Genomic DNA, 24,124 nt, shown 5'->3' with positions numbered 1-24,124 from the left:
CCCTCAGGGCTGAGTAAACAGTAGCGTCCTCACTTTCATTTGTAACCCGTTAAAGGTCGTTCACTGGCTTTTTGCTCGTCATACTCAAAGCTACAGGCGCGATATTCTACGTGAAAACAAATTAAACGGCAGGTCAAACAGAGTATCTTTGCAAATATTTTTTCACATTGGTGTCAAGCGGCTGAGAGGCAGCAAAAAAATCCCCCTGACCACCCGTCACACCACGCTCTGTCAACATCTGCCATTCGCCTCTGGCGCGCACGCCTGTGGCAAATACTTGCGTTTGCGTTCCCATACACGCTTCAACCAGGCTCTGAACCAGCAGCTGGTTTTCCGTGCGTTTTTCAATATTCCTTACCAGCCCTGGATGCAACTTCAGTAATTCCACATCCAGCTCCTTGATCCAACTGGTGCTCACCAGCGTCAGCCCCGCCTGCGTTACCGCCACACGAGCCCCGAGCGCATTGATTAAACGCACCACCGGACGTAACCGGCTGATGTGTTGACCAACATCTGCCTCTGCAAGTTCAAAAATAATGCGTTTGCGTTGCGATTTTTCGCATTGCATTAAAATATCACGTAACCAGCGCTGAAAACGCGGGCGAATCAATGACTCAACGGTCACCTGTAACGCCAGTTTTTCTTCCGGCCAGAACGATAAGAATGGGATCAGCCGGGTAATTTGCTGGCGGTCATACTCTTCTGAAAGCCCAAATTGCAGCACCATCGGCAGATATTCTGCAGAAATAACCTCTTCCGTACCGTCAAAAATACGACACAGCAGTTCCCGATGATGGACATGTCCATTTTTCATGACCGCGGGTTTTTGGTAAATACGCGGCCCGCCGCGACTCAGCATTTGCTCAATCAACGTTCGCCAGCGCACGTTACCGCGTCCTTTTTCCGGCAGCGAATCATCGTAAACCGCCCAGCCATTTGCTCCCTGCAGCACGGCATTTCGGGTCGCGGCTTCGGCATGCTCCATCACCTGCTCTGTCGACTGCCCGCCGCGCCAGGCACAGATCCCCATATGCACCATGTCGTCCCTGTCGAGCATTTTGCTTTGTGGCAATGCATCGACGGCTTTCAGCAACTGGCTGGCAATACTTTCGGACTCTTTCAGAGTGCGATGGGGAAGCAACACGGCGTAGTCGCTGCGGTGATATCGCGCCAGCAGTGAGCCAGGATAGCGCATAATAAAGGTCGACAGCAGGTTGATTAGCGTAAAGAGATTCTCTTCCGCAACGCGTCGCCCCCAGGTGTCGCGCAGAAGGTCAAAATCAGGCAGGCGAATCATCATCACCACTCCATGGGTGCCGACCTTCTCAGAGTCATCCAGCAATGTCGCCAGTTGATTATCAAAGAAAAGACGGTTGTTCAGCCCCGTTTTGTTATCCTGCGCGGCGTAGGAACGGATCAGCGTGTCCATACGGCTACGCTGATCGCTGGCAAACTGAATTTCCGAGAGCAACACATCCAGCGCGCTGCTGGTGCGTGATGGCCATTCATATACCGAACCGCGCACCTGCGGGCCACGTTCACCGTTCAGTATCCGCACTGAACGGGTTTCCAGAAGTTCCTGGCCGGAGAGCTGACGACGCAGCCAACGTACCGCGAGGAAAATCAGCAGCACAATAAAGGCGACGGAGAGGGTCAGCGGTGCGGTGGTCAACAACGAGTGGAAGTAATTGGCCATCGGGTCCAGGTAGACGATGCGAACAGCCATGCCCGGATGTTTAAGCGAATGGATCGTCACTTCCTTGTACTGATTGACCGTCCCGGCCGGGCGATAGCTCCCCTGACGGGTATGGCTAAAAACGGTGCTTTTCCCCTGATGAATGTCGATGCGGACAATATCCACTGGCACCATCAGTTCATCAAGCTCACGTGACAGCACCGGGAATGAGGTAGTAATCAGGCGAGTATCGATGACCGATGCAACAGACTGTACCCGATTGACCAGCTTATCCTGAATGGCGTTATAGAAGCTCAGGGAGCAGCCCACCAGGGTCACAAAGATAGTCAGCCCCGTCAGCAAGGTGATGAAAGCTGAGAATTTCGTCGTTAATCGCATCCTTGAGATTACTCCGTGGGTTGATGGGGTAGCAAGTAAGCGCTAACTTGCATTTCAGATGCGGCATACTACCAAACCTGGTGTATCTGGCAATTTATTGCGTTAAATCGGCATCGCGTTTCATTGAGCGAGTATAGTCTTCAGAAATTATTTTCCAATCATCTGAGCAGTGAGGACCCGGTATGCAGGCTTTGATCTTAGAACAGCAGGACGGCAAAACGCTTGCCTCGGTGCAAGCCATTGAGGAGAGCCGACTGCCTGAAGGCGACGTTACGGTCGACATTGACTGGTCCAGCCTTAACTATAAGGATGCACTGGCCATTACGGGCAAAGGTAAAATCATCCGAAATTTCCCCATAGTGCCGGGAATCGACTTCGCGGGTCGCGTACATACGAGCGAAGATCCCCGTTTCCACGCGGGGCAACAGGTGCTGCTTACGGGCTGGGGCGTGGGTGAGAATCACTGGGGCGGTCTGGCCTCTCAGGCGCGCGTGAAAGGCGACTGGCTGGTGCCGATGCCGAAGGGTCTGGATGGCCGTAAAGCAATGATCATCGGTACTGCAGGCTTTACCGCCATGCTGTGCGTGATGGCACTGGAAGATGCCGGTATTCGTCCTGAGTCAGGTGAGATTGTCGTGACCGGTGCCAGCGGTGGCGTCGGCAGCACGGCAGTGACGTTACTGCATAAGCTGGGTTATCAGGTTACTGCCGTTTCTGGCCGCGAAAGTACACATGACTATCTACGCCAACTCGGTGCAAGCCGAATTCTGAGCCGTGACGAGTTTGCCGAAACCCGTCCACTGGAGAAACAGGTCTGGGCTGGCGCGGTAGATACCGTGGGTGACAAAGTGCTGGCGAAGGTGCTGGCGCAGATGAATTACGGCGGCTGTGTGGCGGCCTGCGGTCTGGCGGGAGGATTCGCCCTGCCAACCACGGTGATGCCATTTATTCTGCGTAACGTGCGCCTGCAAGGGGTGGATTCTGTTATGACGCCAGCAGCCCGTCGTGCAGAGGCCTGGGAGCGCCTGGTACGCGATCTTCCGGCGTCATTCTATGACCAGAGCGCAACCGAGATTACCCTGAGCCAGGCACCGGAATATGCCAGCAAGATCATGGACAATCAGTTCCAGGGCCGCGCGCTGGTGAAAATCGCCTAAACTTCAAATTTTCGTGACATATTCGCGCTAACCCTTCTCCTCCGTCATGCTTAGAAAAACGCATGACGGAGGAAGCCATGAAAACCCGAAAACTGACGGAAGCCGACGTTACGTCCGAATCTGTCTTTATGTTACAGCGCCGCCAGATCCTGAAAATGCTGGGTATCAGCGCGACCGCGCTAACGCTTTCCCCGGCAGCGCATGCTGATTTGCTTGACTGGTTTAAAGGCAACGATCGCCCGAAAGCGCCCTCCGGTGCCCCGCTCACCTTTACGAAGCCTGCTGAGTGGCAAAATAAACTGACGCTGACGCCGGAAGATAAAGTTACCGGCTATAACAATTTCTACGAATTTGGTCTGGATAAGGCCGATCCTGCTGCCAACGCGGGCAGCATGAAAACCGACCCGTGGACGTTAAAAATCGATGGCGAAGTGGCAAAGCCGCTGACGCTGGACCACCACGATCTCACCACCCGTTTCCCGCTCGAAGAGCGTATTTATCGCATGCGCTGTGTGGAAGCCTGGTCGATGGTGGTGCCCTGGGTCGGGTTCCCGCTGCATAAACTGCTGGCGATGGTTGAGCCCACCGGCAATGCGAAATATGTCGCCTTCCAGACGCGCTACGCCCCGGACGAGATGCCTGGCCAGAAGGACCGGTTCATCGGCGGCGGGCTTGAGTATCCTTATGTCGAGGGATTACGGCTCGATGAGGCGCTGCATCCGCTTACGCTGCTGACCGTGGGTGTTTACGGTAAAGCACTGCCGCCGCAAAACGGTGCACCTGTCCGTTTAACCGTGCCGTGGAAATATGGTTTCAAAGGGATCAAATCTATTGTCAGTATTAAGCTCACCCGCGAACGCCCGCCAACCACCTGGAATCTGGCCGCGCCAGACGAATACGGCTTTTTTGCCAATGTGAATCCGCATGTGGATCATCCCCGCTGGTCACAGGCCACTGAACGGTTTATCGGTTCTGGCGGCGCGCTGGATGTTAAGCGTCAGCCAACGCTGCTGTTTAATGGCTATGCGGATGAAGTGGCGTCGCTGTATCGCGGGCTTAATTTACGGGAGAACTTCTGAGTGCGTTTAACGGCAAAGCAGATAACCTGGCTGAAAGTGCTGCTTCACTTAGCCGGTTTGCTTCCTTTTATCTGGCTGTTTTGGGCAGCCAGTCACGGTGCGTTTAGCGCCGACCCGGCAAAAGATATTCAACACTTTACGGGTAGGATGGCTCTGAAATTTTTACTGGCGACCTTGTTGGTTTCCCCGCTCGCGCGCTACGCTAAACAGCCATTATTGATACGCACCCGTCGGCTGTTGGGGCTATGGTGTTTTGCCTGGGCGACGCTTCACCTCACCAGCTATGCGTTGCTTGAGCTTGGGATTAACAACCTGACACTGCTGGGTAGTGAGCTGGTGACGCGCCCGTATCTGACGCTGGGTATTGTGAGCTGGATGATTTTACTGGCGCTGGCGCTAACGTCTACCCAGTATGCGCAGCGAAAACTGGGCAGGCGCTGGCAATTGCTGCACAATTTCGTCTATCTTGCCGCGATCCTCGCCCCCATTCATTACCTGTGGTCGGTGAAGATTTTATCCCCTCAGCCCATCCTCTATGCGCTGCTGGCATTGGCGCTTTTAGCATGGCGTTACAAGAAGTTCCGCCAGTGGTTGCGATAGTTCGCGAAACTGTGCGTTTTCCCGCAGAAAACTTATCAACCGTGAATCTTTTTCTGATAGCGGTTGATAATCTTCCCTGATAAGACCAGTATTTAGCTGCCAAATGCTACGAAATCGTTATAATGTGCGACTTTGGTTTTCCTGACAGGGGTTTCAGGCCTCTGAAAAGGTGACAATCGCGCATCGAAGGTATATTTTGTTTTTTACCGGAGAATCGCAGGAGATAGCGGCACAATGGCTGATAAATTCCAGATCTTAGTTTTGAACGGACCGAACCTGAACATGCTCGGCACCCGTGAGCCAGAGAAGTATGGCACGCTGACATTGAGTGAAATTGTTAACCGTCTGGGTACGGAAGCCGCTTCGCTCAATGTGGATTTGGACCATTTTCAGTCTAACGCGGAGTACGCACTCATCGACCGTATTCATCAGGCTAAAGACAATGTGGACTATATCCTGATCAATCCGGCCGCGTTTACGCACACCAGTGTTGCTATCCGCGACGCACTGCTTGCGGTGAGTATCCCGTTTATCGAGATCCACCTGAGTAACGTGCACGCCCGAGAGCCGTTCCGCCACCATTCCTATTTGTCGGATATCGCCGCTGGCGTGATCTGTGGTCTGGGTGCAGACGGTTATTCATACGCTTTACAGACAGCGGTCAAACGCTTGTCACAATCACACTAAACAAGAGTACGGAACCCACTCATGGATATTCGTAAGATTAAAAAACTGATCGAGCTGGTTGAAGAATCAGGCATCTCCGAACTGGAAATTTCTGAAGGCGAAGAGTCTGTACGCATCAGCCGTGCAGCCCCAGCCGCTAGCTTCCCGGTAATGCAGCAAGCCTATGCTGCGCCAGTGCAGCAGCCTGCGCTTTCCGCAGCCGTTGCGCCAGCAGCAGAAGCCGCACCTGCAGCAGCTGCAGAAATCAGTGGTCACATCGTACGTTCCCCAATGGTTGGTACTTTCTACCGCACCCCGAGCCCGGACGCGAAAGCGTTCATCGAAGTGGGTCAGAAAGTCAACGTAGGCGATACCCTGTGCATCGTTGAAGCCATGAAAATGATGAACCAAATCGAAGCAGACAAATCAGGTACTGTGAAAGCGATTCTGGTCGAAAGTGGTCAGCCGGTAGAATTTGACGAGCCGCTGGTCGTCATCGAGTAACGAGGCGAACATGCTGGATAAAATTGTCATCGCTAACCGCGGCGAGATTGCACTGCGTATTCTTCGTGCCTGTAAAGAACTGGGCATCAAGACCGTCGCTGTGCACTCAAGCGCGGATCGCGATTTAAAACACGTATTGCTGGCGGATGAGACGGTCTGTATTGGCCCGGCTCCGTCCGTAAAAAGCTATCTGAATATCCCGGCAATCATCAGCGCCGCTGAAATCACCGGCGCGGTGGCTATTCATCCGGGTTATGGTTTCCTCTCTGAGAACGCCAACTTTGCCGAGCAGGTTGAACGCTCTGGCTTTATCTTCATCGGCCCGAAAGCTGACACCATCCGCCTGATGGGCGACAAAGTGTCTGCTATCACCGCGATGAAGAAAGCCGGTGTGCCAACCGTTCCCGGCTCCGACGGCCCTCTGACCGACGACATGGATGCTAACCGTGCTCATGCGAAACGCATTGGCTACCCGGTGATCATCAAGGCGTCTGGCGGCGGCGGCGGTCGCGGTATGCGCGTTGTGCGCAGCGATGCTGAACTGGCGCAGTCCATCTCCATGACCAAAGCGGAAGCGAAAGCGGCTTTCAGCAATGACATGGTGTACATGGAAAAATACCTGGAAAACCCACGCCACATCGAAATTCAGGTGCTGGCTGACGGTCAGGGTAATGCGATTTATCTGGCTGAACGTGACTGCTCCATGCAGCGTCGTCACCAGAAAGTGGTCGAAGAAGCGCCAGCACCGGGCATTACGCCTGAACTGCGTCGCTACATCGGCGAGCGTTGCGCCAAAGCGTGTGTCGATATCGGCTATCGCGGGGCGGGTACTTTCGAGTTCCTGTTCGAAAACGGCGAGTTCTACTTCATTGAGATGAACACCCGTATTCAGGTTGAACATCCGGTTACCGAAATGATCACCGGCGTTGACCTGATCAAAGAACAGCTGCGTATCGCTGCCGGTCAGCCACTGTCCATCAAACAGGAAGAAGTTGTGGTGAAAGGCCATGCGGTAGAGTGCCGTATTAACGCCGAAGACCCGAATACCTTCCTGCCAAGTCCGGGTAAAATCACGCGTTTCCACGCGCCGGGCGGCTTTGGTGTGCGCTGGGAGTCTCATATTTACGCCGGTTACACCGTACCGCCGTACTATGATTCAATGATCGGTAAACTTATCTGCTACGGCGAAAACCGTGACGTGGCGATTGCCCGCATGAAAAATGCCCTGCAGGAGCTGATCATCGACGGTATCAAAACCAACGTTGATCTGCAGATGCGTATCATGAGCGACGAGCACTTCCAGAATGGTGGAACCAACATCCACTATCTGGAGAAAAAACTCGGTCTGAACGAGAAGTAAGAAAGCATTAATGCGAAAAGGCCGGATTATCCGGCCTTTTTTATTTCTGGGGATCGTAAAGCCCCATCATGTACAATCCCCGCTTTCTTCATCCACAAGGGACAACAAATGGACAAGCGTTTTGTTCAGGCCCATAAAGAAGCGCGCTGGGCGCTGTGGCTGACCCTTTTCTATCTTGCCGCATGGTTAGTAACTGCTTACTTACCTGATTCAACCATCGGGATTACCGGCCTGCCACACTGGTTTGAAATGGCCTGCCTGCTGGTGCCGCTGGTATTTATCCTGCTGTGCTGGGCGATGGTGAAATTCATCTACCGCGATATTCCACTGGAGGACGATGATGCAGCCTGAAGTTATTCTGCCGCTTATCGCTTACCTGCTGGTCGTGTTTGGTTTGTCTGTTTATGCCATGCGTAAAAGGGCGACCGGCACCTTCCTGAATGAGTATTTCCTCGGTAGCCGTTCGATGGGCGGCGTCGTACTGGCCATGACGCTCACTGCCACTTATATCAGCGCCAGCTCGTTTATAGGCGGCCCCGGCGCAGCCTATAAATACGGGCTAGGCTGGGTACTGCTGGCCATGATCCAGCTTCCTGCCGTCTGGCTCTCTCTGGGCGTCCTGGGCAAAAAGTTTGCCATCCTGGCTCGCCGTTATAATGCCGTGACGCTGAACGATATGCTGTTTGCACGCTACCAGAGCCGCTTACTGGTGTGGCTGGCGAGCCTGAGTCTGCTGGTGGCCTTTGTGGGTGCGATGACGGTGCAGTTTATCGGCGGGGCACGCCTGCTGGAAACGGCGGCGGGTATTCCTTACGAAACGGGGCTGCTCATCTTCGGCGTGAGTATCGCGCTCTATACCGCGTTTGGCGGCTTCCGGGCCAGCGTGCTGAACGATACGATGCAGGGAATGGTCATGCTCATCGGCACGATTGTTCTGCTGGTGGGCATTGTTCACGCTGCGGGTGGCCTGAGTCATGCCGTTGAAACCCTCGAAGCCATCGACCCGAAACTGGTCTCTCCGCAGGGTGCGGATGACATCCTTTCCCCGACATTTATGACCTCGTTCTGGGTACTGGTGTGCTTTGGCGTGATTGGCCTGCCGCATACCGCCGTGCGGTGTATCTCGTATAAAGACAGTAAAGCCGTACACAGAGGTATCATTATCGGCACGATTGTTGTCGCGATCCTGATGTTTGGCATGCACCTTGCCGGCGCATTAGGGCGCGCGGTGATCCCCGATCTCACCGTGCCGGATCTGGTCATACCTACCCTTATGGTAAAAGTATTGCCGCCATTCGCCGCGGGGATTTTCCTCGCCGCGCCAATGGCCGCCATTATGTCGACAATCAACGCTCAGCTACTGCAAAGTTCCGCTACGATCATTAAAGATCTCTATCTGAACCTGCGTCCTGAGCAGGTGGCGAATGAACGACGCCTGAAGCGTATGTCGGCCGTCATTACTCTGGTGTTAGGAGCATTGCTGCTGTTAGCCGCCTGGCGTCCACCGGAGATGATCATCTGGCTGAACCTGCTCGCCTTCGGCGGCCTGGAAGCCGTCTTCCTGTGGCCGCTGGTATTGGGTCTTTACTGGGAGCGGGCTAATGCAGCAGGCGCGTTAAGCGGCATGATTGTTGGCGGTGTGCTGTATGCCGTTCTCGCAACATTTAATATTCAGTATCTGGGCTTCCATCCGATTGTGCCTTCATTACTGATTAGCTTACTGGCGTTTGTGGTGGGAAACCGTTTCGGTCAGCCCGTTCCGCAGCCCGCCGTGATTTCTACTGATAAATAAAGAGTTTTGCCATGCCGTGGATCCAACTAAAACTGAACACAACCGGCGCTAACGCCGAAGAGCTGAGTGATGCGCTGATGGAGGCCGGTGCGGTCTCGATCACCTTCCAGGACACGCATGACACGCCGGTCTTTGAGCCGCTGCCGGGCGAAACGCGCCTGTGGGGTGATACCGACGTTATCGGCCTGTTCGATGCCGAAACCGACATGAAAGACGTTGTCGCGATCCTTGAGAGCCATCCCCAGCTTGGCGTGGGTTTTGTTCATAAAATCGAACAGCTGGAAGACAAAGACTGGGAACGCGAGTGGATGGATAACTTCCACCCGATGCAGTTCGGCAAACGTCTGTGGATCTGCCCGAGCTGGCGCGACGTTCCCGATGAAAGCGCAGTGAACGTGATGCTCGATCCGGGTCTGGCGTTTGGTACAGGTACACATCCAACCACCTCACTGTGCCTGCAGTGGCTGGATAGTCTGGATCTGCAAGGTAAGACGGTGATCGACTTTGGTTGCGGCTCCGGTATTCTCGCCATCGCGGCACTGAAACTGGGTGCAGCAAAAGCTATCGGGATCGACATTGATCCGCAGGCGATTCAGGCCAGCCGCGATAACGCCGAGCGTAATGGCGTATCCGACCGTCTGGAATTGTATCTGCCCGATGCACAGCCAGAGGCGATGAAAGCCGATGTGGTGGTCGCAAACATTCTGGCAGGCCCATTACGCGAGCTGGCACCGTTAATCAGCGTGCTGCCCGTTGAGGGCGGTCTGCTCGGTCTTTCTGGCATCCTGGCAAGCCAGGCTGACAGCGTTTGTGAAGCCTACGCCGATCTCTTTATGCTCGACCCCGTGGTTGAGAAAGAAGAGTGGTGCCGCATTACCGGCCGTAAAAAATAAGCATTTGGCGTGGTCATCTGACCACGCCTTTCCCTTTCTGATATTCCTCCCGCCCTCTGACGTTCTTCGCTAAAATACCCCCTCAAATCATAATGATAATCATTGATTTGGATAATAAAATTCACAGGAAGAATGTTATGAATCACTATATTGGCAAGGCAGCACTGCTGGCACTGAGCATGATTTCAGCTTCAGCTTACGCATCACACTGGAGCTACGAAGGCGAAGGCGCGCCTGAACACTGGAGCGAACTGGATGATGCATACAAGACCTGTCTCAGTGGAATGAATCAATCACCAATTAACATCGATTCGACCGCTAAAGCCCATTTAACGCCACTGCAAACACACTATAGCGATGGCCCGATTACCCTGACAAATAACGGCCATACCATCCAGGCAGGCGAAAAAGCGGATACGCGCGACAGTATCACCCTCGATAACCAGACCTGGACCTTACAGCAGTTCCATTTCCATGCCCCGAGCGAAAATACGGTACATGGTAAAAAGTTCGCGATGGAGATGCACCTGGTGCATAAAAATGCCAGTGGGGAACTGGTGGTTGTCGCCGTGATGTTCGATAAAGGAGCGGCAAATTCTGAGCTGGAAAAGCTGTGGGGTGTCATGCCTGGAAAGGTTGATCAGAATGTCACTATCACGCCAAATCTGGATCTGAATAAACTACTGCCGGAGACAAAAACCTTCTGGCGCTTTAGCGGTTCTCTGACCACGCCACCGTGTTCTGAAGGCGTGACCTGGATTGTCCTTAAGGAGCCGATGAGCGTCTCTGCAGAACAACTCGAAAAATTCACCCATACGATGCACCACGATAATAACCGCCCGGTACAGTCGCTACACGGTCGTCTGGTCGTTGAATAAAGCGCATTTTTGCGCTGAGATCATGTTCTGAAATGCGAGCCAGATCTCAAAGATGGGGGCTAATCTGCTGCTTAAAGCAGCAGATTATGCCGATCAAGTGATTCATTTTTTCAGAAATGATGAGAAGTTACGGGAAATTGTAAGCGCCCATAAAATAATCGCCAAAGCATAACTTAATGATTTAACTAATGAATAATTTTCACTGAAAAGGCAGAGCGGCGATTCCTTGATCTACAACAGAGGATTGTTCAAAGTTTGGCCTTTCATCTCATGCAAAAAATGCGTAATATACGCCGCCTTGCAGTCACAGTATGGTCATTTCTTAACTCATGCGCATCGGACACCACCAGCTCAGAAATCGCCTGATCGCAGCCCCAATGGCAGGTATTACCGACCGGCCGTTCAGGACGCTGTGCTACGAGATGGGAGCAGGGTTAACCGTTTCCGAGATGATGTCGTCTAACCCGCAGGTATGGGAAAGCGACAAGTCCCGCCTTCGGATGGTGCACATTGATGAGCCAGGTATTCGCACCGTGCAAATTGCCGGAAGCGTGCCTGAAGAGATGGCAGACGCCGCGCGTATTAACGTGGAAAGTGGTGCCCAGATTATTGATATTAATATGGGTTGCCCGGCCAAAAAGGTGAATCGCAAACTTGCAGGTTCAGCCCTTCTGCAATACCCCGACCAGGTGCAATCTATCCTGACGGCGGTTGTCAGCGCAGTGGACGTTCCTGTTACGTTGAAGATTCGCACGGGTTGGTCGCCGGAACACCGTAACTGTGTAGAGATTGCCCAACTGGCTGAAGACTGTGGCATTCAGGCCCTGACCATACACGGACGCACTCGCGCCTGTTTGTTTAATGGTGAAGCTGAATACGACAGCATTCGGGCAGTTAAGCAGAAAGTTTCCATTCCGGTTATCGCGAATGGCGACATTACTGACCCGCTTAAAGCCAGAGCTGTGCTCGACTATACGGGAGCTGATGCTCTGATGATAGGACGTGCAGCTCAGGGAAGACCCTGGATCTTTCGGGAAATCCAGCATTATCTGGACACTGGGGAGCTGCTTGCTCCACTGCCTCTGGCAGAGGTCAAGCGCTTGCTTTGTTCGCATGTTCGGGAATTGCATGACTTTTATGGTCAGGCAAAAGGGTACCGAATTGCGCGTAAACACGTCTCCTGGTATCTCCAGGAGCACGCTCCAAATGACCAGTTTCGGCGCACATTCAACGCCATAGAGGATGCCAGCGAACAGCTGGAGGCGTTGGAGGCATACTTCGAAAATTTTGCGTAATGAAATAAAGAGCTGACAGAACTATGTTCGAACAACGCGTAAATTCTGACGTACTGACCGTTTCTACCGTTAACTCTCAGGATCAGGTAACTCAAAAACCCCTGCGTGACTCGGTTAAACAGGCACTGAAGAACTATTTTGCTCAACTGAATGGTCAGGATGTTAATGACCTGTATGAGTTGGTACTGGCTGAAGTTGAACAGCCACTGTTGGACATGGTGATGCAATACACCCGCGGTAACCAAACCCGCGCTGCCCTGATGATGGGTATCAACCGTGGTACTCTGCGTAAGAAACTGAAAAAATACGGCATGAACTGATACTCATCAGCAAATTGCTTGTTTAAAAAGGCGCTACTCGGCATGGGGAAGCGCCTTTTTTATCGCGCTCATTATCCACCGTCAACGCTTTGTAAACCTTCTCTTTTCCCACTTTTAAACCGCTGCATTTCGTGTATATTTCCACCACCTGAAGGTTCTCTTCTCCCGGAATGACACATGATTCGTAAATACTGGTGGCTGGTTGTCTTTGCTGTCTCTGTTTTCCTGTTCGATGCGCTGCTAATGCAGTGGATTGAACTCATGAGCACCGAAACCGATAAGTGTCGCAATATGAATTCCGTGAACCCGCTGAAATTAGTGAATTGCTCAGAGCTTGATTAACCGCCCAACGTCGCATCCACCGTGTTTGCTTAACTGAGCGTCGCCGGGAGCCAGGGTGTCTCTGCCTGCATCTGGCTGGCGGCGGACGTGGGGCAATTTCGATGGTGATTAATACACTGCAGGGTTATTTGCTGGGTAAGTACGTGACGGTACAAGCCGTCGAGGAACGCTGTCTGCATGGGAAGTTGTTACTGCCCCGGATGCCTTCATGAAGCGGCGTCGTACACCACCGGCGGTATGCGCGTAATATGCAGTGTCGCCAGTATATTGTCGACCAGTGCCGGAGCCTGCTGGTAAAGATTGAAACTGTCGCTATTCATTAACCAGTTTTTAATTATTCCGCTAAAGAAACCATGAAAGACAATCAGTGCCAGATCAATATTAACCTGTGGCGAGATGATGTTTCTCGCAATACAGAGTTCCAGCGTTGTTCGAAGATGTTCATAGTTAAATCCGATGCGCTTGCGAATTTCACATTCTGAAATCATATCGTCATTAAATTCACACTTATGATACAGAATTTGCAAAAGCGCACATTGACGCGGTTCATGCGCAATATACTGCAACGCAGTGATAAACTGCTCACGAAGGAATAATAAAGGATCATCGTTTTGTGACTGTAACAGCCGGTCGTGAATAATTTCACGCAACGGTAACTGCTGTTCCCAGATGGCATTAAATATTTCTGATTTACTGGAAAAGTGCCAGTAGACCGCCCCGCGAGTCACATGCGCAGCATCGGCGATATCTGTTAGCGTCGTGTTAGTCACACCGCGCGTAGCAAACTGCCCGATGGCTGCTTCGATCAGCTGCTGTCGGGTCTTTTGGGCCTCTTCTTTCTTCTTACGCGCCATAGGTTGCGACTCGTTGCTCACAAGGTTATTGCATTATAAGAAAACACAAAACGGATGGTTTCAATGAAAGTATTCATTAAAATCACTTTTAATTTTGCACAAAAAAAGTCAATCTTCTTAATTTATAATTACAACAAATATATCAATGCAATTAAATTCACAGAACATATGAATGGCGCTAATAAAATTGCTTTTACCTGATTATCTTGTCAGAAGTTTATCCTTTAATGCACTGGGTCAGATTCTGATTTTTGTGTCAGCAGGCTTATCTCCGCACTTATAAATTAAAAAACATTAAATACTCTCATTACTATACGCAGCTACATTTTTACTTTTTGCCCCTAACCCTCTCACCGATTCACGGTAAATATCGGTTAATGGATAGTTAAAGGAATAGTAATGACGAATCATTTCAGACTCTTACCCTTATCCGGTTTTATTGTCTGCGCTGCGCTACTCGCCGGGTGCGATGGGCAGGAAAACACGCAACAGCATGCACAAGCCCCTCAGGTCAGCGTTTACCTTGTTAAAAGCGCACCATTGGCTGTGACGACTGAGCTGCCGGGCAGAACAGACGCTTTTCGCGTTGCGGAGGTTCGTCCTCAGGTGAGCGGTATCATTCTGCGTCGCAATTTCGCGGAAGGTAGCGATGTGAAAGCGGGTGACTCTCTCTACCAAATTGATCCTGCAACCTATCAGGCCGCCTATGACAGCGCGAAAGGCGAGCTGGCAAAAGCGCAAGCCGCGGCAAATATCGCCCATTTGACGGTGAAACGTTATGTCCCGCTGGTTGGCACACAATATGTCAGCAAGCAGGAGTACGATCAGGCGGTCGCAACTGCGCAGCAGGCTGATGCCAGCGTCGTTGCCGCACAGGCTGGCGTTGAAAGCGCGCGTATTAATCTTGCTTACACCAAAGTCACTTCGCCAATTGACGGGCGCATCGGCAAGTCCAGCGTCACAGAGGGGGCACTGGTCACGAACGGGCAATCTACCGCGCTGGCGACCGTACAGCAGCTCGATCCAATCTATGTTGATGTCACACAATCCAGCAGCGACTTTATGCGTCTGAAACAGACGAGTCTGCAAAAAGGTGACAGCACCAGCACCGTCGAGTTGGTCATGGAAAATGGCCAGCCCTACCCGCTGAAAGGCACGCTGCAGTTCTCCGATGTAACGGTCGACGAAAGCACCGGCTCAATCACGCTGCGCGCCATCTTCCCTAACCCTCAACATATGCTTCTGCCGGGCATGTTTGTGCGTGCCCGCATAGATGAAGGTACGCAGCCGGACGCCATTCTGGTCCCTCAGCAGGGCGTAACCCGTACACCGCGTGGAGAAGCAACCGTACTGGTTGTGAACGATAAAAACCAGGTTGAATCACGCACAATTGTTGCGCCACAGGCTATTGGCGATCGCTGGCTGGTCACGGAAGGGCTGAAAAATGGCGATCGTGTCATTGTCAGCGGCTTACAAAAAGTCCGCCCAGGTGTCACCGTCGTGGCAACGCCTGAAACCGCCGCCAAACCAGCCAGTTAAGGGACGACAGCATGGCTAACTTCTTTATTCAACGGCCTGTTTTCGCCTGGGTTCTCGCCATCATTCTGATGATTGCGGGCGGGCTGGCTATTTTAAAACTGCCCGTTGCACAATATCCGACTATTGCACCGCCTGCGGTTGCCGTAACGGCGACCTACCCTGGCGCAGATGCGCAGACGGTTCAGGATACTGTCACGCAGGTTATCGAGCAGAACATGAACGGCATCGATAACCTGATGTACATGTCGTCCACCAGCGATTCTGCCGGGAACGTGACTATTACCCTGACCTTCGAGTCGGGTACTGACCCTGATATCGCTCAGGTTCAGGTCCAGAACAAACTTCAGCTGGCAATGCCACTACTGCCGCAGGAAGTACAGCAGCAGGGTATCGGCGTTGAGAAATCCAGCAGCAGCTTCCTGCTGGTTGCAGGTTTTGTCTCAGATAACAAAAACCTCACCCAGGATGATATCTCTGACTATGTTGCTTCGAATGTTAAAGATGCGATTAGCCGTACTTCTGGAGTAGGTGATGTGCAGCTGTTTGGTGCTCAGTACGCAATGCGTATCTGGCTGGACAGCAACGCAATGAATAAATACCAGCTTACACCGCTGGATGTAATCAACCAGTTGAAAACGCAGAACGACCAGATTGCGGCAGGCCAGTTGGGCGGGACACCTTCCATACCTGGGCAGCAGCTTAACGCGTCCATCATTGCGCAAACTCGCCTGAAATCACCTGAAGAGTTCGGTCGCGTCACACTGAAGGTCAACCAGGATGGCTCTATGGTTCATCTTAAAGATGTGGCCCGTATTGAGCTGGGTGGCGAAAACTACAACATGGTCACCAAAATCAACGGCCAGGCAGCGACCGGTCTTGGGATCAAGCTGGCAACCGGTGCTAACGCACTGGACACCGCTGCGGCCATCAAGAGCAAGCTGGCGCAACTGCAGCCATTCTTCCCTCAGGGGCTGAAAGTTGTCTACCCGTACGACACCACGCCGTTCGTTAAGATCTCGATTCACGAAGTGGTGAAAACACTGTTTGAAGCGATCATCCTCGTATTCCTGGTGATGTACCTGTTCCTGCAAAACCTGCGGGCAACACTCATCCCCACAATCGCTGTTCCCGTCGTCCTGCTGGGGACTTTCGCCGTACTGGCGGCGTTTGGTTTCTCCATCAATACCCTGACGATGTTTGGGATGGTGCTGGCGATAGGTCTGCTGGTAGATGATGCCATCGTGGTCGTCGAGAACGTCGAACGCGTCATGGTAGAGGACAAATTGCCGCCAAAAGAGGCGACACAGAAGTCGATGGAACAGATCCAGGGCGCACTGGTAGGCATTGCTATGGTGCTGTCGGCGGTCTTTGTTCCGATGGCCTTTTTTGGTGGTTCGACGGGGGCGATCTATCGTCAGTTCTCGCTGACCATCGTCTCTGCAATGGCGCTATCCGTGCTGGTCGCACTGATTTTAACCCCCGCGCTGTGCGCAACATTGCTCAAACCTGTTTCCGATGAACATCACGAAAAAAAAGGTGGGTTCTTTGGCTGGTTTAACGCGCTTTTTGACAAGAGCGTGGAGCATTACAGCAATAGTGTAAGCGGCATTTTACGCAAGACCGGACGTTATCTGCTGGTTTATGTGATCATTGTTGGCGGCATGGCAGTGTTGTTCCTGCGCTTGCCGACCTCCTTCCTGCCGGAAGAGGATCAGGGCGTGTTTATGACCATGGTCCAGCTACCTGCCGGTGCAACTCAGATGCGTACCCAGCAGGTGCTAGACCAGGTTCAGGATTACTACCTGACAAAAGAGAAGGCGAACGTTGAATCAGTCTTTACCGTTAACGGGTTTAGCTTTAGCGGACAGGGTCAAAACTCCGGCATCGCATTCGTGAGCCTGAAGCCCTGGGAAGAACGTCCGGGTGAGGAAAATGGCGTTGGGGCGATTGTTAGCCGCGCGACAAAAGCCTTCAGCCAGATCAAAGATGGCCTTGTCTTCCCGTTCAACCTGCCTGCTATCATTGAACTGGGCACCGCAACAGGTTTCGACTTTGAATTGATTGATCAGGCAAACCTCGGACATGCACAGCTGACGCAAGCGCGTAATCAACTCCTCGGCATGGTAAAAGAGCACCCTGACCTGCTGGTACGTGTGCGTCCTAACGGACTGGAAGATACCCCGCAGTTCAAGCTGGATGTCGACCAGGAGAAAGCGCAAGCCCTGGGCATTAGCCTCTCTGATGTAAACCAGACGATTTCAACGGCCTTAGGTGGCACCTACGTAAACGATTTTATCGACCATGGCCGGGTGAAAAAAGTCTACGTACAGGCCGACGCTCGCTTCCGCATGCTGCCAACGGATATTAATAGCCTTTATGTACGCAGCGCTAACGGTGAAATGGTGCCCTTCTCAGCCTTTAGCAACTCTCATTGGGTATATGGTTCACCGCGTCTGGAGCGCTACAACGGGATGCCTTCCATGGAAATCCTCGGTGAGTCCGCACCCGGTAAAAGTACCGGTGAGGCCATGGTCATGATGGAAAGCCTCGCAGCAAAACTGCCTTCTGGCATCGGTTATGACTGGACGGGGATGTCTTACCAGGAGCGACTTTCCGGTAACCAGGCACCTGCGCTATATGCCATTTCGCTGATTGTCGTGTTCTTATGTCTGGCGGCCCTGTATGAAAGCTGGTCTATCCCGTTCTCCGTAATGCTGGTTGTGCCGCTGGGGGTGATTGGTGCGCTGCTCGCAGCATCAATGCGCGGACTGAACAATGATGTCTATTTCCAGGTAGGTCTGCTCACGACGATTGGTTTGTCTGCTAAAAACGCCATTCTGATTGTTGAATTTGCAAAGGATCTGATGGATAAAGAGGGCAAAGGAATTATTGAAGCCACGCTGGAGGCTTCGCGGATGCGTCTTCGCCCTATCCTGATGACTTCACTGGCCTTTATTCTTGGCGTTATGCCACTGGTGATTAGCAGCGGTGCCGGTAGTGGCGCACAAAACGCCGTCGGGACGGGTGTAATGGGGGGAATGCTGTCCGCAACTCTGCTGGCCATCTTCTTTGTACCTGTTTTCTTTGTGGTTGTCCGTCGACGATTTACGCGTCATAAAGATTAACTCATACCTGAAAGGCACCGCTGGTGCCTTTTTTATTTATAAGAAACAGTGGAAATAAAATGTCCCTCAGCTCCATATTTTCTCCATTAATTCATTCGCGAAGCGGCTTTTCTCCATGATTTTTACAATTCACATAATTTGAGATTATTCCCCGTGATAGGGAGGCGTACCACGGTGGTAAAATAATCATCAATTCGTTAATGGTCCTCCTGACTGTATAGCGAATGTGAGAAAACACTGAGGTAACATCATGAAAAGATTCATTTCCGTTGCACTTCTCGCTGCGCTACTCGCTGGCTGCGCGCACGACTCCCCCTGTGTACCGGTATACGACGATCAAGGCCGACTGGTTCATACCAATACCTGTATGAAAGGCACAACTCAGGATAACTGGGAAACTGCAGGCGCGATTGCCGGTGGTGCTGCGGCAGTGGCCGGTTTGACGCTAGGTATCGTCGCCTTGACCAAATAAACTCACTCATTTGAAAGCGCGGCATTGTCCGCGCTTTTGCTTTTAATTAGTGCAGGTATTTCCTGGTAAGTAAAAAAATCGCCCTTCTGTCTTCACCAGTTTTAATTTAAAGCAAATTACAATCACATCCTTTTTGTTTCTCTATTCAATTTTCATATTTTATCGTGATGATTTTCACATATTAATTACATTAAAGATCCTGCCAATATTCACGCCAGAAACTATCCATTGTTTAAACCCACCGTTAATCAAACTTTTGCTCTGATTTGTGGCGCAGGTTGGAAATTTGCACCATTTCGGGGCGCTCGATTTATATAACCCTGTCTACACTCAGCATGATGCGCTCATTGATGCCTTATTTCACTGAGCACAAAACCTGGCATTACGTTTGCTTTATAAACGTTGGCCAATGCCACAGACAGGTCAAAGCGTTTTAAAACGCCTTTATAACGATAAATTTCGCCACACAGGATGCATTATGAAAAAGATGATGATAGCCAGCCTGGCCGCCGCGGGCGTGCTGTTTGCTGTAGCCAGCCAGGCCCATGCGGGTACGACACTGGATGCTGTTAAAAAGAAAGGTTTCGTACAATGTGGTATCAGTGACGGGTTACCTGGCTTCTCTTATGCCGACGCTAACGGCAAATTTACCGGTATTGATGTTGATGTCTGTCGCGGCGTCGCGGCAGCGGTTTTCGGCGATGACAGCAAAGTGAAATACACGCCGCTGACGGCAAAAGAACGCTTCACTGCGCTGCAGTCCGGCGAAGTGGATATGCTCTCCCGTAATACGACCTGGACCTCCTCTCGTGATGCAGGCATGGGGATGTCCTTTACTGGCGTCACCTATTACGACGGTATCGGTTTCCTGACCCACAACAAAGCGGGCCTGAAAAGCGCCAAAGAACTGGATGGGGCGACCGTTTGTATTCAGGCCGGTACGGATACTGAACTCAACGTCGCAGATTACTTCAAAGCGAATAACATGAAGTACACCCCCGTCACGTTCGATCGTTCAGATGAATCTGCCAAAGCGCTGGAGTCCGGCCGCTGCGATACGCTGGCCTCGGACCAGTCACAGCTGTACGCGCTGCGTATTAAGCTGAGCAACCCGGCGGAGTGGATCGTCCTGCCTGAAGTGATCTCAAAAGAACCTCTCGGACCAGTCGTCCGCCGTGGCGATGAAGACTGGTTCTCCATTGTGCGCTGGACCCTGTTTGCCATGCTGAATGCTGAAGAAATGGGGATTAACTCGAAAAACGTTGATGAGAAAGCGGCGAACCCGTCTACCCCGGATATGGCACATTTGCTGGGCAAAGAGGGTGATTTCGGTAAAGATCTTAAACTTGACAACAAATGGGCCTACAACATCGTTAAACAGGTCGGTAACTACGCAGAGATCTTCGAGCGCAACGTCGGCTCGGAAAGCCCGTTGAAGATCAAACGTGGCCAGAACAATCTCTGGAATAACGGCGGTATTCAGTACGCGCCGCCTGTACGTTAAGTATCTGCTGTAACGGGCACTGCGCTTGCAGTGCCCAATTCAGAGTCACGGTTACCGAGGTTTCTTTATGTCCCATCGCCGCTCAGCCGTAAAAGGATCGCTATCCTTTTCTCATCCCGCGGTCCGCGCGTGGCTATTCCAGGCTATTGCTATCATCGCGGTTGTGGTTGTCGCCGTTTATTTAATCCATAACACCGTTACCAACCTGAACAATCGAGGCATCACCTCCGGTTTTGCTTTCCTCGATCGCAGCGCAGGTTTTGGTATTGTTCAGCATCTTATTGATTATCAGGAAGGCGATACGTACGGACGCGTCTTCATCGTGGGTCTGCTGAATACGTTGCTGGTCTCAGCGCTCTGTATTGTGTTCGCCTCCGTACTCGGATTCTTTATTGGTCTGGCCCGCCTTTCCGAAAACTGGCTACTGCGGAAACTGTCGACCATATACATCGAGACGTTTCGTAATATCCCACCGCTGCTGCAGATCTTTTTCTGGTATTTCGCCGTCCTGCGCAACCTTCCTGGCCCACGCCAGGCTGTGGATGCTTTCGATCTTTTTTTCCTGAGCAACCGCGGGTTATACATCCCTTCTCCGCAGGTAGCCGAGGGGCTGTACGGCTTTGTTGTCGCCATTATCATCGCACTTGCGGTTTCAGTGGGGTTGTTCCGTTATAACCGCAAACATCAGATTAAAACCGGCCAGCTTCGTAAGACATGGCCACTCGCGGCAGTGCTTATTATCGGTCTGCCGTTAATCGCTCACGGGTTATCTGGTGCCGCGTTGCACTGGGATATTCCGCATCTGCGTGGTTTTAATTTCCAGGGGGGAATGGTGTTAATCCCTGAGCTGGCGGCTCTGACGCTGGCGCTGTCTATTTATACCTCTGCCTTTATTGCTGAGATTATCCGTGCGGGTATTCAGGCAGTGCCTTACGGGCAGCACGAGGCAGCACGCTCACTGGGGTTGCCGAATACGGTAACGCTTCGTCAGGTCATTATTCCCCAGGCGCTACGGGTCATCATTCCACCACTGACCAGCCAGTACCTTAACATTGTAAAAAACTCATCGCTGGCCGCCGCGATTGGCTATCCCGATATGGTGTCCCTGTTTGCCGGAACCGTGCTTAATCAGACCGGGCAAGCCATTGAAACTATTGCTATCACAATGTCTGTCTATCTGATTATCAGTCTGGCGATCTCGCTGTTGATGAACCTTTATAACCGTCGCATCGCACTGGTTGAGCGTTAAGGAGCCATGATGACAAAAGCGATATTGTCTCACTCTGCGCGTCCCACCCGTTCGCCAGGCGGGCGCTACATAACATGGGCACGCAAGAACCTGTTCTCCAGCTGGAGTAATAGCCTGCTGACGATTGTCTGTCTGTGGCTCATGTGGGAACTGATCCCACCGCTACTGAACTGGGCTTTCTTGCAGGCGAACTGGGTGGGTTCCACGCGTGCCGACTGCACGAAAGCGGGCGCATGCTGGGTGTTTATTCACGAGCGTTTTGGTCAGTTCATGTATGGCCTGTATCCGCACGAACAGCGCTGGCGGATTAATCTGGCACTGATTATTGGCCTGATCTCTATCGCCGTGATGTTCTGGAAAAAGCTGCCTCATCGGGGACGTTACATTGCCTGCTGGGCGATTGCTTATCCCATTACTGTATGGGTGCTGTTGTATGGCGGTTTTCTGGGGCTGGAGCGTGTCGAAACCCGTCAATGGGGCGGTCTGACGCTGACGTTAATTATTGCTTCAGTCGGGATAGCTGGTGCATTGCCATGGGGAATTTTACTCGCACTTGGGCGACGTTCAAAAATGCCCATCGTCCGTGTGCTTTCCGTTATTTTCATTGAGTTCTGGCGCGGTGTGCCGCTTATTACCGTTCTGTTTATGTCTTCGGTCATGCTGCCGCTGTTTATGGCAGAAGGCACAACGATAGACAAACTGATCCGCGCCCTGGTCGGCGTGATTTTGTTCCAGTCAGCCTATGTTGCTGAGGTGGTGCGCGGTGGCCTGCAGGCATTACCCAAAGGTCAGTACGAAGCTGCGGAATCACTGGCGCTCGGTTACTGGAAAACACAGGGGCTGGTAATACTTCCGCAGGCACTTAAGCTGGTTATCCCTGGGCTGGTCAACACGATCATCGCACTCTTCAAAGATACCAGTCTGGTGATCATCATCGGATTATTCGATCTCTTCAGTAGCGTGCAGCAGGCTACCGTTGACCCTGTCTGGCTGGGTATGTCCACCGAGGGATATGTCTTCGCTGCTCTGATCTATTGGATCTTCTGTTTTAGTATGTCGCGCTATAGCCAGCACCTGGAGAAGCGCTTTAACACCGGGCGTACACCGCACTGAGGAAATTATGAGCCAGATTAGTATGACACCTGCCGACGCGATGATTACGCTGGAAAACGTTAATAAATGGTATGGACAGTTTCACGTTCTGAAGGACATCAACCTCAGGGTTAAGCAGGGCGAACGAATCGTGCTTTGTGGCCCTTCAGGTTCAGGAAAATCAACGACCATTCGCTGTATTAACCACCTTGAGGAGCATCAACAGGGAAGGATTGTCGTTGATGGTATTGAACTGAATGAAGATGTCCGCAATATCGAGCGCGTACGTCAGGAAGTGGGAATGGTGTTTCAACACTTTAATCTTTTCCCACATCTGACCGTTTTGCAGAACTGCACGCTGGCCCCCATTTGGGTACAAAAGATGCCGAAAAAAGAGGCCGAGGCGCTGGCTATGCACTACCTGGAACGTGTGCGCATTGCTGAACATGCGAACAAATTCCCTGGCCAGATCTCTGGCGGGCAACAGCAACGTGTGGCTATTGCCCGTTCACTGTGCATGAAACCTAAAATTATGCTTTTTGATGAGCCGACATCAGCGCTGGACCCGGAAATGGTAAAAGAGGTGCTGGATACGATGATTGGGTTGGCACAATCCGGGATGACAATGCTGTGCGTGACACATGAGATGGGGTTTGCCAGAACGGTAGCTGACCGGGTGATATTTATGGATCGCGGAGAAATTGTCGAACAGGCACCACCGGATGAGTTCTTTGCGCATCCGAAGTCAGAACGTACGCGGGCCTTTTTATCGCAGGTGATCCATTAGTCGTTTGCTCTTGCCGGGTGAGGGCTTCGCCTTACCCGGCCTACCGTTTATGCAGCTTGTGCGGCGTAGAAACGCAAAAAGGCCACCCTTTCGGATGGCCTTTTCACGTGTTTGATGTCTGGCAGTTCCCTACTCTCACATGGGGAGACCCCACACTACCATCGGCGCTACGGCGTTTCACTTCTGAGTTCGGCATGGGGTCAGGTGGGACCACCGCGCTAAAGCCGCCAGACAAATTCTTTTACTTCTTGCCGAACTTTAACCTAAGTATAAAGTGGTGCTGATACCCAGAGTCGAACTGGGGACCTCACCCTTACCAAGGGTGCGCTCTACCAACTGAGCCATATCAGCACACTAAATTTGATGCCTGGCAGTTCCCTACTCTCGCATGGGGAAACCCCACACTACCATCGGCGCTACGGCGTTTCACTTCTGAGTTCGGCATGGGGTCAGGTGGGACCACCGCGCTACAGCCGCCAGGCAAATTCTGTTAATCTGTATCAGGCTGAAAATCGTGTCTCTTCGCCAAAACATCTTCGGCG

The 24,124-nt window shown here is 52.1% G+C and carries 22 protein-coding genes, 1 tRNA gene and 2 rRNA genes; 20 read left to right on the top strand and 5 right to left on the bottom strand.

Annotation, left to right across the window (positions count from 1 at the left end):
* Positions 1 to 133: 133 nt before the first annotated feature.
* Positions 134 to 2,074, bottom strand: coding sequence for an RNase E specificity factor CsrD (gene csrD / locus ABGB15_RS02440; protein WP_215722420.1), 1,941 nt, complete (start codon positions 2,072 to 2,074; stop codon positions 134 to 136).
* Between the two features lie 182 nt (positions 2,075 to 2,256).
* Between csrD and ABGB15_RS02435 the strand changes: the two genes are divergently transcribed.
* The 13 genes from ABGB15_RS02435 (at position 2,257) to ABGB15_RS02375 (ending at position 12,960) form a co-directional block, all read left to right on the top strand.
* Entirely contained in the window at positions 2,257 to 3,231 is a 975-nt protein-coding gene (locus ABGB15_RS02435) for an MDR family oxidoreductase (RefSeq protein ID WP_215722419.1), read from the top strand.
* A 77-nt stretch (positions 3,232 to 3,308) separates the two neighbouring features.
* A complete protein-coding gene (gene msrP / locus ABGB15_RS02430) occupies positions 3,309 to 4,310 on the top strand; it encodes a protein-methionine-sulfoxide reductase catalytic subunit MsrP (protein WP_215722418.1) in 1,002 nt (333 codons plus the stop codon).
* Positions 4,311 to 4,910 carry a protein-methionine-sulfoxide reductase heme-binding subunit MsrQ gene (gene msrQ, locus ABGB15_RS02425; RefSeq protein ID WP_215722417.1) on the top strand — a complete coding sequence of 200 codons (600 nt, stop codon included), beginning with the start codon at positions 4,311 to 4,313 and terminating at the stop codon, positions 4,908 to 4,910. It abuts the gene before it with no gap.
* A gap of 234 nt (positions 4,911 to 5,144) precedes the next feature.
* A complete protein-coding gene (aroQ, locus tag ABGB15_RS02420) occupies positions 5,145 to 5,597 on the top strand; it encodes a type II 3-dehydroquinate dehydratase (RefSeq protein WP_025756653.1) in 453 nt (150 codons plus the stop codon).
* Between the two features lie 21 nt (positions 5,598 to 5,618).
* On the top strand, positions 5,619 to 6,080 hold the full coding sequence (accB, locus tag ABGB15_RS02415; RefSeq protein ID WP_010436174.1) for an acetyl-CoA carboxylase biotin carboxyl carrier protein: 462 nt from the start codon (positions 5,619 to 5,621) through the stop codon (positions 6,078 to 6,080).
* Between the two features lie 10 nt (positions 6,081 to 6,090).
* On the top strand, positions 6,091 to 7,440 hold the full coding sequence (gene accC / locus ABGB15_RS02410; RefSeq protein ID WP_003860388.1) for an acetyl-CoA carboxylase biotin carboxylase subunit: 1,350 nt from the start codon (positions 6,091 to 6,093) through the stop codon (positions 7,438 to 7,440).
* Positions 7,441 to 7,548: 108 nt separating this feature from the next.
* A complete protein-coding gene (locus ABGB15_RS02405) occupies positions 7,549 to 7,791 on the top strand; it encodes a YhdT family protein (protein ID WP_152082467.1) in 243 nt (80 codons plus the stop codon).
* Positions 7,781 to 9,232, top strand: a complete 1,452-nt coding sequence (gene panF / locus ABGB15_RS02400; RefSeq protein ID WP_215722509.1) for a sodium/pantothenate symporter — start codon at positions 7,781 to 7,783, stop codon at positions 9,230 to 9,232. Before ABGB15_RS02405 ends, panF begins: the two co-directional genes overlap by 11 nt.
* 11 nt (positions 9,233 to 9,243) lie before the next feature.
* Positions 9,244 to 10,125, top strand: coding sequence for a 50S ribosomal protein L11 methyltransferase (gene prmA, locus ABGB15_RS02395; protein WP_215722416.1), 882 nt, complete (start codon positions 9,244 to 9,246; stop codon positions 10,123 to 10,125).
* Positions 10,126 to 10,262: 137 nt separating this feature from the next.
* Positions 10,263 to 11,003, top strand: a complete 741-nt coding sequence (locus ABGB15_RS02390; protein ID WP_152082469.1) for a carbonic anhydrase — start codon at positions 10,263 to 10,265, stop codon at positions 11,001 to 11,003.
* A gap of 329 nt (positions 11,004 to 11,332) precedes the next feature.
* Positions 11,333 to 12,298 carry a tRNA dihydrouridine synthase DusB gene (gene dusB, locus ABGB15_RS02385; protein WP_152082470.1) on the top strand — a complete coding sequence of 322 codons (966 nt, stop codon included), beginning with the start codon at positions 11,333 to 11,335 and terminating at the stop codon, positions 12,296 to 12,298.
* Positions 12,299 to 12,321: 23 nt separating this feature from the next.
* On the top strand, positions 12,322 to 12,618 hold the full coding sequence (fis, locus tag ABGB15_RS02380; RefSeq protein WP_000462905.1) for a DNA-binding transcriptional regulator Fis: 297 nt from the start codon (positions 12,322 to 12,324) through the stop codon (positions 12,616 to 12,618).
* A 177-nt stretch (positions 12,619 to 12,795) separates the two neighbouring features.
* Complete coding sequence (locus tag ABGB15_RS02375; RefSeq protein WP_063450987.1) at positions 12,796 to 12,960, top strand: DUF2556 family protein; 165 nt, start codon at positions 12,796 to 12,798, stop codon at positions 12,958 to 12,960.
* 206 nt (positions 12,961 to 13,166) lie between these two features.
* Here ABGB15_RS02375 and envR read toward each other — a convergent pair whose 3' ends face one another.
* Complete coding sequence (envR, locus tag ABGB15_RS02370) at positions 13,167 to 13,814, bottom strand: acrEF/envCD operon transcriptional regulator (RefSeq protein WP_152082471.1); 648 nt, start codon at positions 13,812 to 13,814, stop codon at positions 13,167 to 13,169.
* A 399-nt stretch (positions 13,815 to 14,213) separates the two neighbouring features.
* Between envR and ABGB15_RS02365 the strand changes: the two genes are divergently transcribed.
* From ABGB15_RS02365 to ABGB15_RS02335, 7 genes are all read left to right on the top strand, one after another.
* The gene (locus ABGB15_RS02365) at positions 14,214 to 15,353 is read left to right on the top strand and encodes an efflux RND transporter periplasmic adaptor subunit (protein ID WP_152082472.1); all 1,140 of its coding nucleotides are present in this window, start codon (positions 14,214 to 14,216) and stop codon (positions 15,351 to 15,353) included.
* Positions 15,354 to 15,364: 11 nt separating this feature from the next.
* Positions 15,365 to 18,478, top strand: coding sequence for an efflux RND transporter permease subunit (locus ABGB15_RS02360; RefSeq protein ID WP_152082473.1), 3,114 nt, complete (start codon positions 15,365 to 15,367; stop codon positions 18,476 to 18,478).
* Between the two features lie 250 nt (positions 18,479 to 18,728).
* A complete protein-coding gene (locus ABGB15_RS02355) occupies positions 18,729 to 18,950 on the top strand; it encodes a lipoprotein (protein ID WP_008502867.1) in 222 nt (73 codons plus the stop codon).
* Positions 18,951 to 19,428: 478 nt separating this feature from the next.
* Positions 19,429 to 20,454: an amino acid ABC transporter substrate-binding protein gene (locus ABGB15_RS02350; RefSeq protein ID WP_152082474.1), complete on the top strand. Its 1,026-nt coding sequence runs from the start codon at positions 19,429 to 19,431 to the stop codon at positions 20,452 to 20,454.
* 67 nt (positions 20,455 to 20,521) lie between these two features.
* Complete coding sequence (locus ABGB15_RS02345) at positions 20,522 to 21,703, top strand: amino acid ABC transporter permease (protein WP_152082475.1); 1,182 nt, start codon at positions 20,522 to 20,524, stop codon at positions 21,701 to 21,703.
* A gap of 9 nt (positions 21,704 to 21,712) precedes the next feature.
* On the top strand, positions 21,713 to 22,816 hold the full coding sequence (locus tag ABGB15_RS02340) for an amino acid ABC transporter permease (RefSeq protein WP_215722415.1): 1,104 nt from the start codon (positions 21,713 to 21,715) through the stop codon (positions 22,814 to 22,816).
* A 7-nt stretch (positions 22,817 to 22,823) separates the two neighbouring features.
* Positions 22,824 to 23,582: an amino acid ABC transporter ATP-binding protein gene (locus ABGB15_RS02335; RefSeq protein WP_215722414.1), complete on the top strand. Its 759-nt coding sequence runs from the start codon at positions 22,824 to 22,826 to the stop codon at positions 23,580 to 23,582.
* Positions 23,583 to 23,698: 116 nt separating this feature from the next.
* On the opposite strand, the gene rrf (ABGB15_RS02330) is transcribed toward ABGB15_RS02335, so the two are convergent.
* The 3 genes from rrf (ABGB15_RS02330) to rrf (ABGB15_RS02320) all read right to left on the bottom strand — a co-directional run bounded on the left by rrf (ABGB15_RS02330) (position 23,699) and on the right by rrf (ABGB15_RS02320) (position 24,063).
* Positions 23,699 to 23,814 (bottom strand): 5S ribosomal RNA (gene rrf, locus ABGB15_RS02330).
* A 43-nt stretch (positions 23,815 to 23,857) separates the two neighbouring features.
* Positions 23,858 to 23,933: transfer RNA gene (locus tag ABGB15_RS02325), tRNA-Thr, on the bottom strand.
* A 14-nt stretch (positions 23,934 to 23,947) separates the two neighbouring features.
* A 5S ribosomal RNA gene (gene rrf, locus ABGB15_RS02320) occupies positions 23,948 to 24,063 on the bottom strand.
* Between the last annotated feature and the right edge of the window lie 61 nt (positions 24,064 to 24,124).

It is taken from the genome of Enterobacter sp. MALB-1 (assembly GCF_041021625.1).
Classification (GTDB): Bacteria; Pseudomonadota; Gammaproteobacteria; order Enterobacterales; family Enterobacteriaceae; genus Enterobacter; species Enterobacter oligotrophicus.
This window is presented reverse-complemented; position numbering and strand designations above follow the sequence as displayed.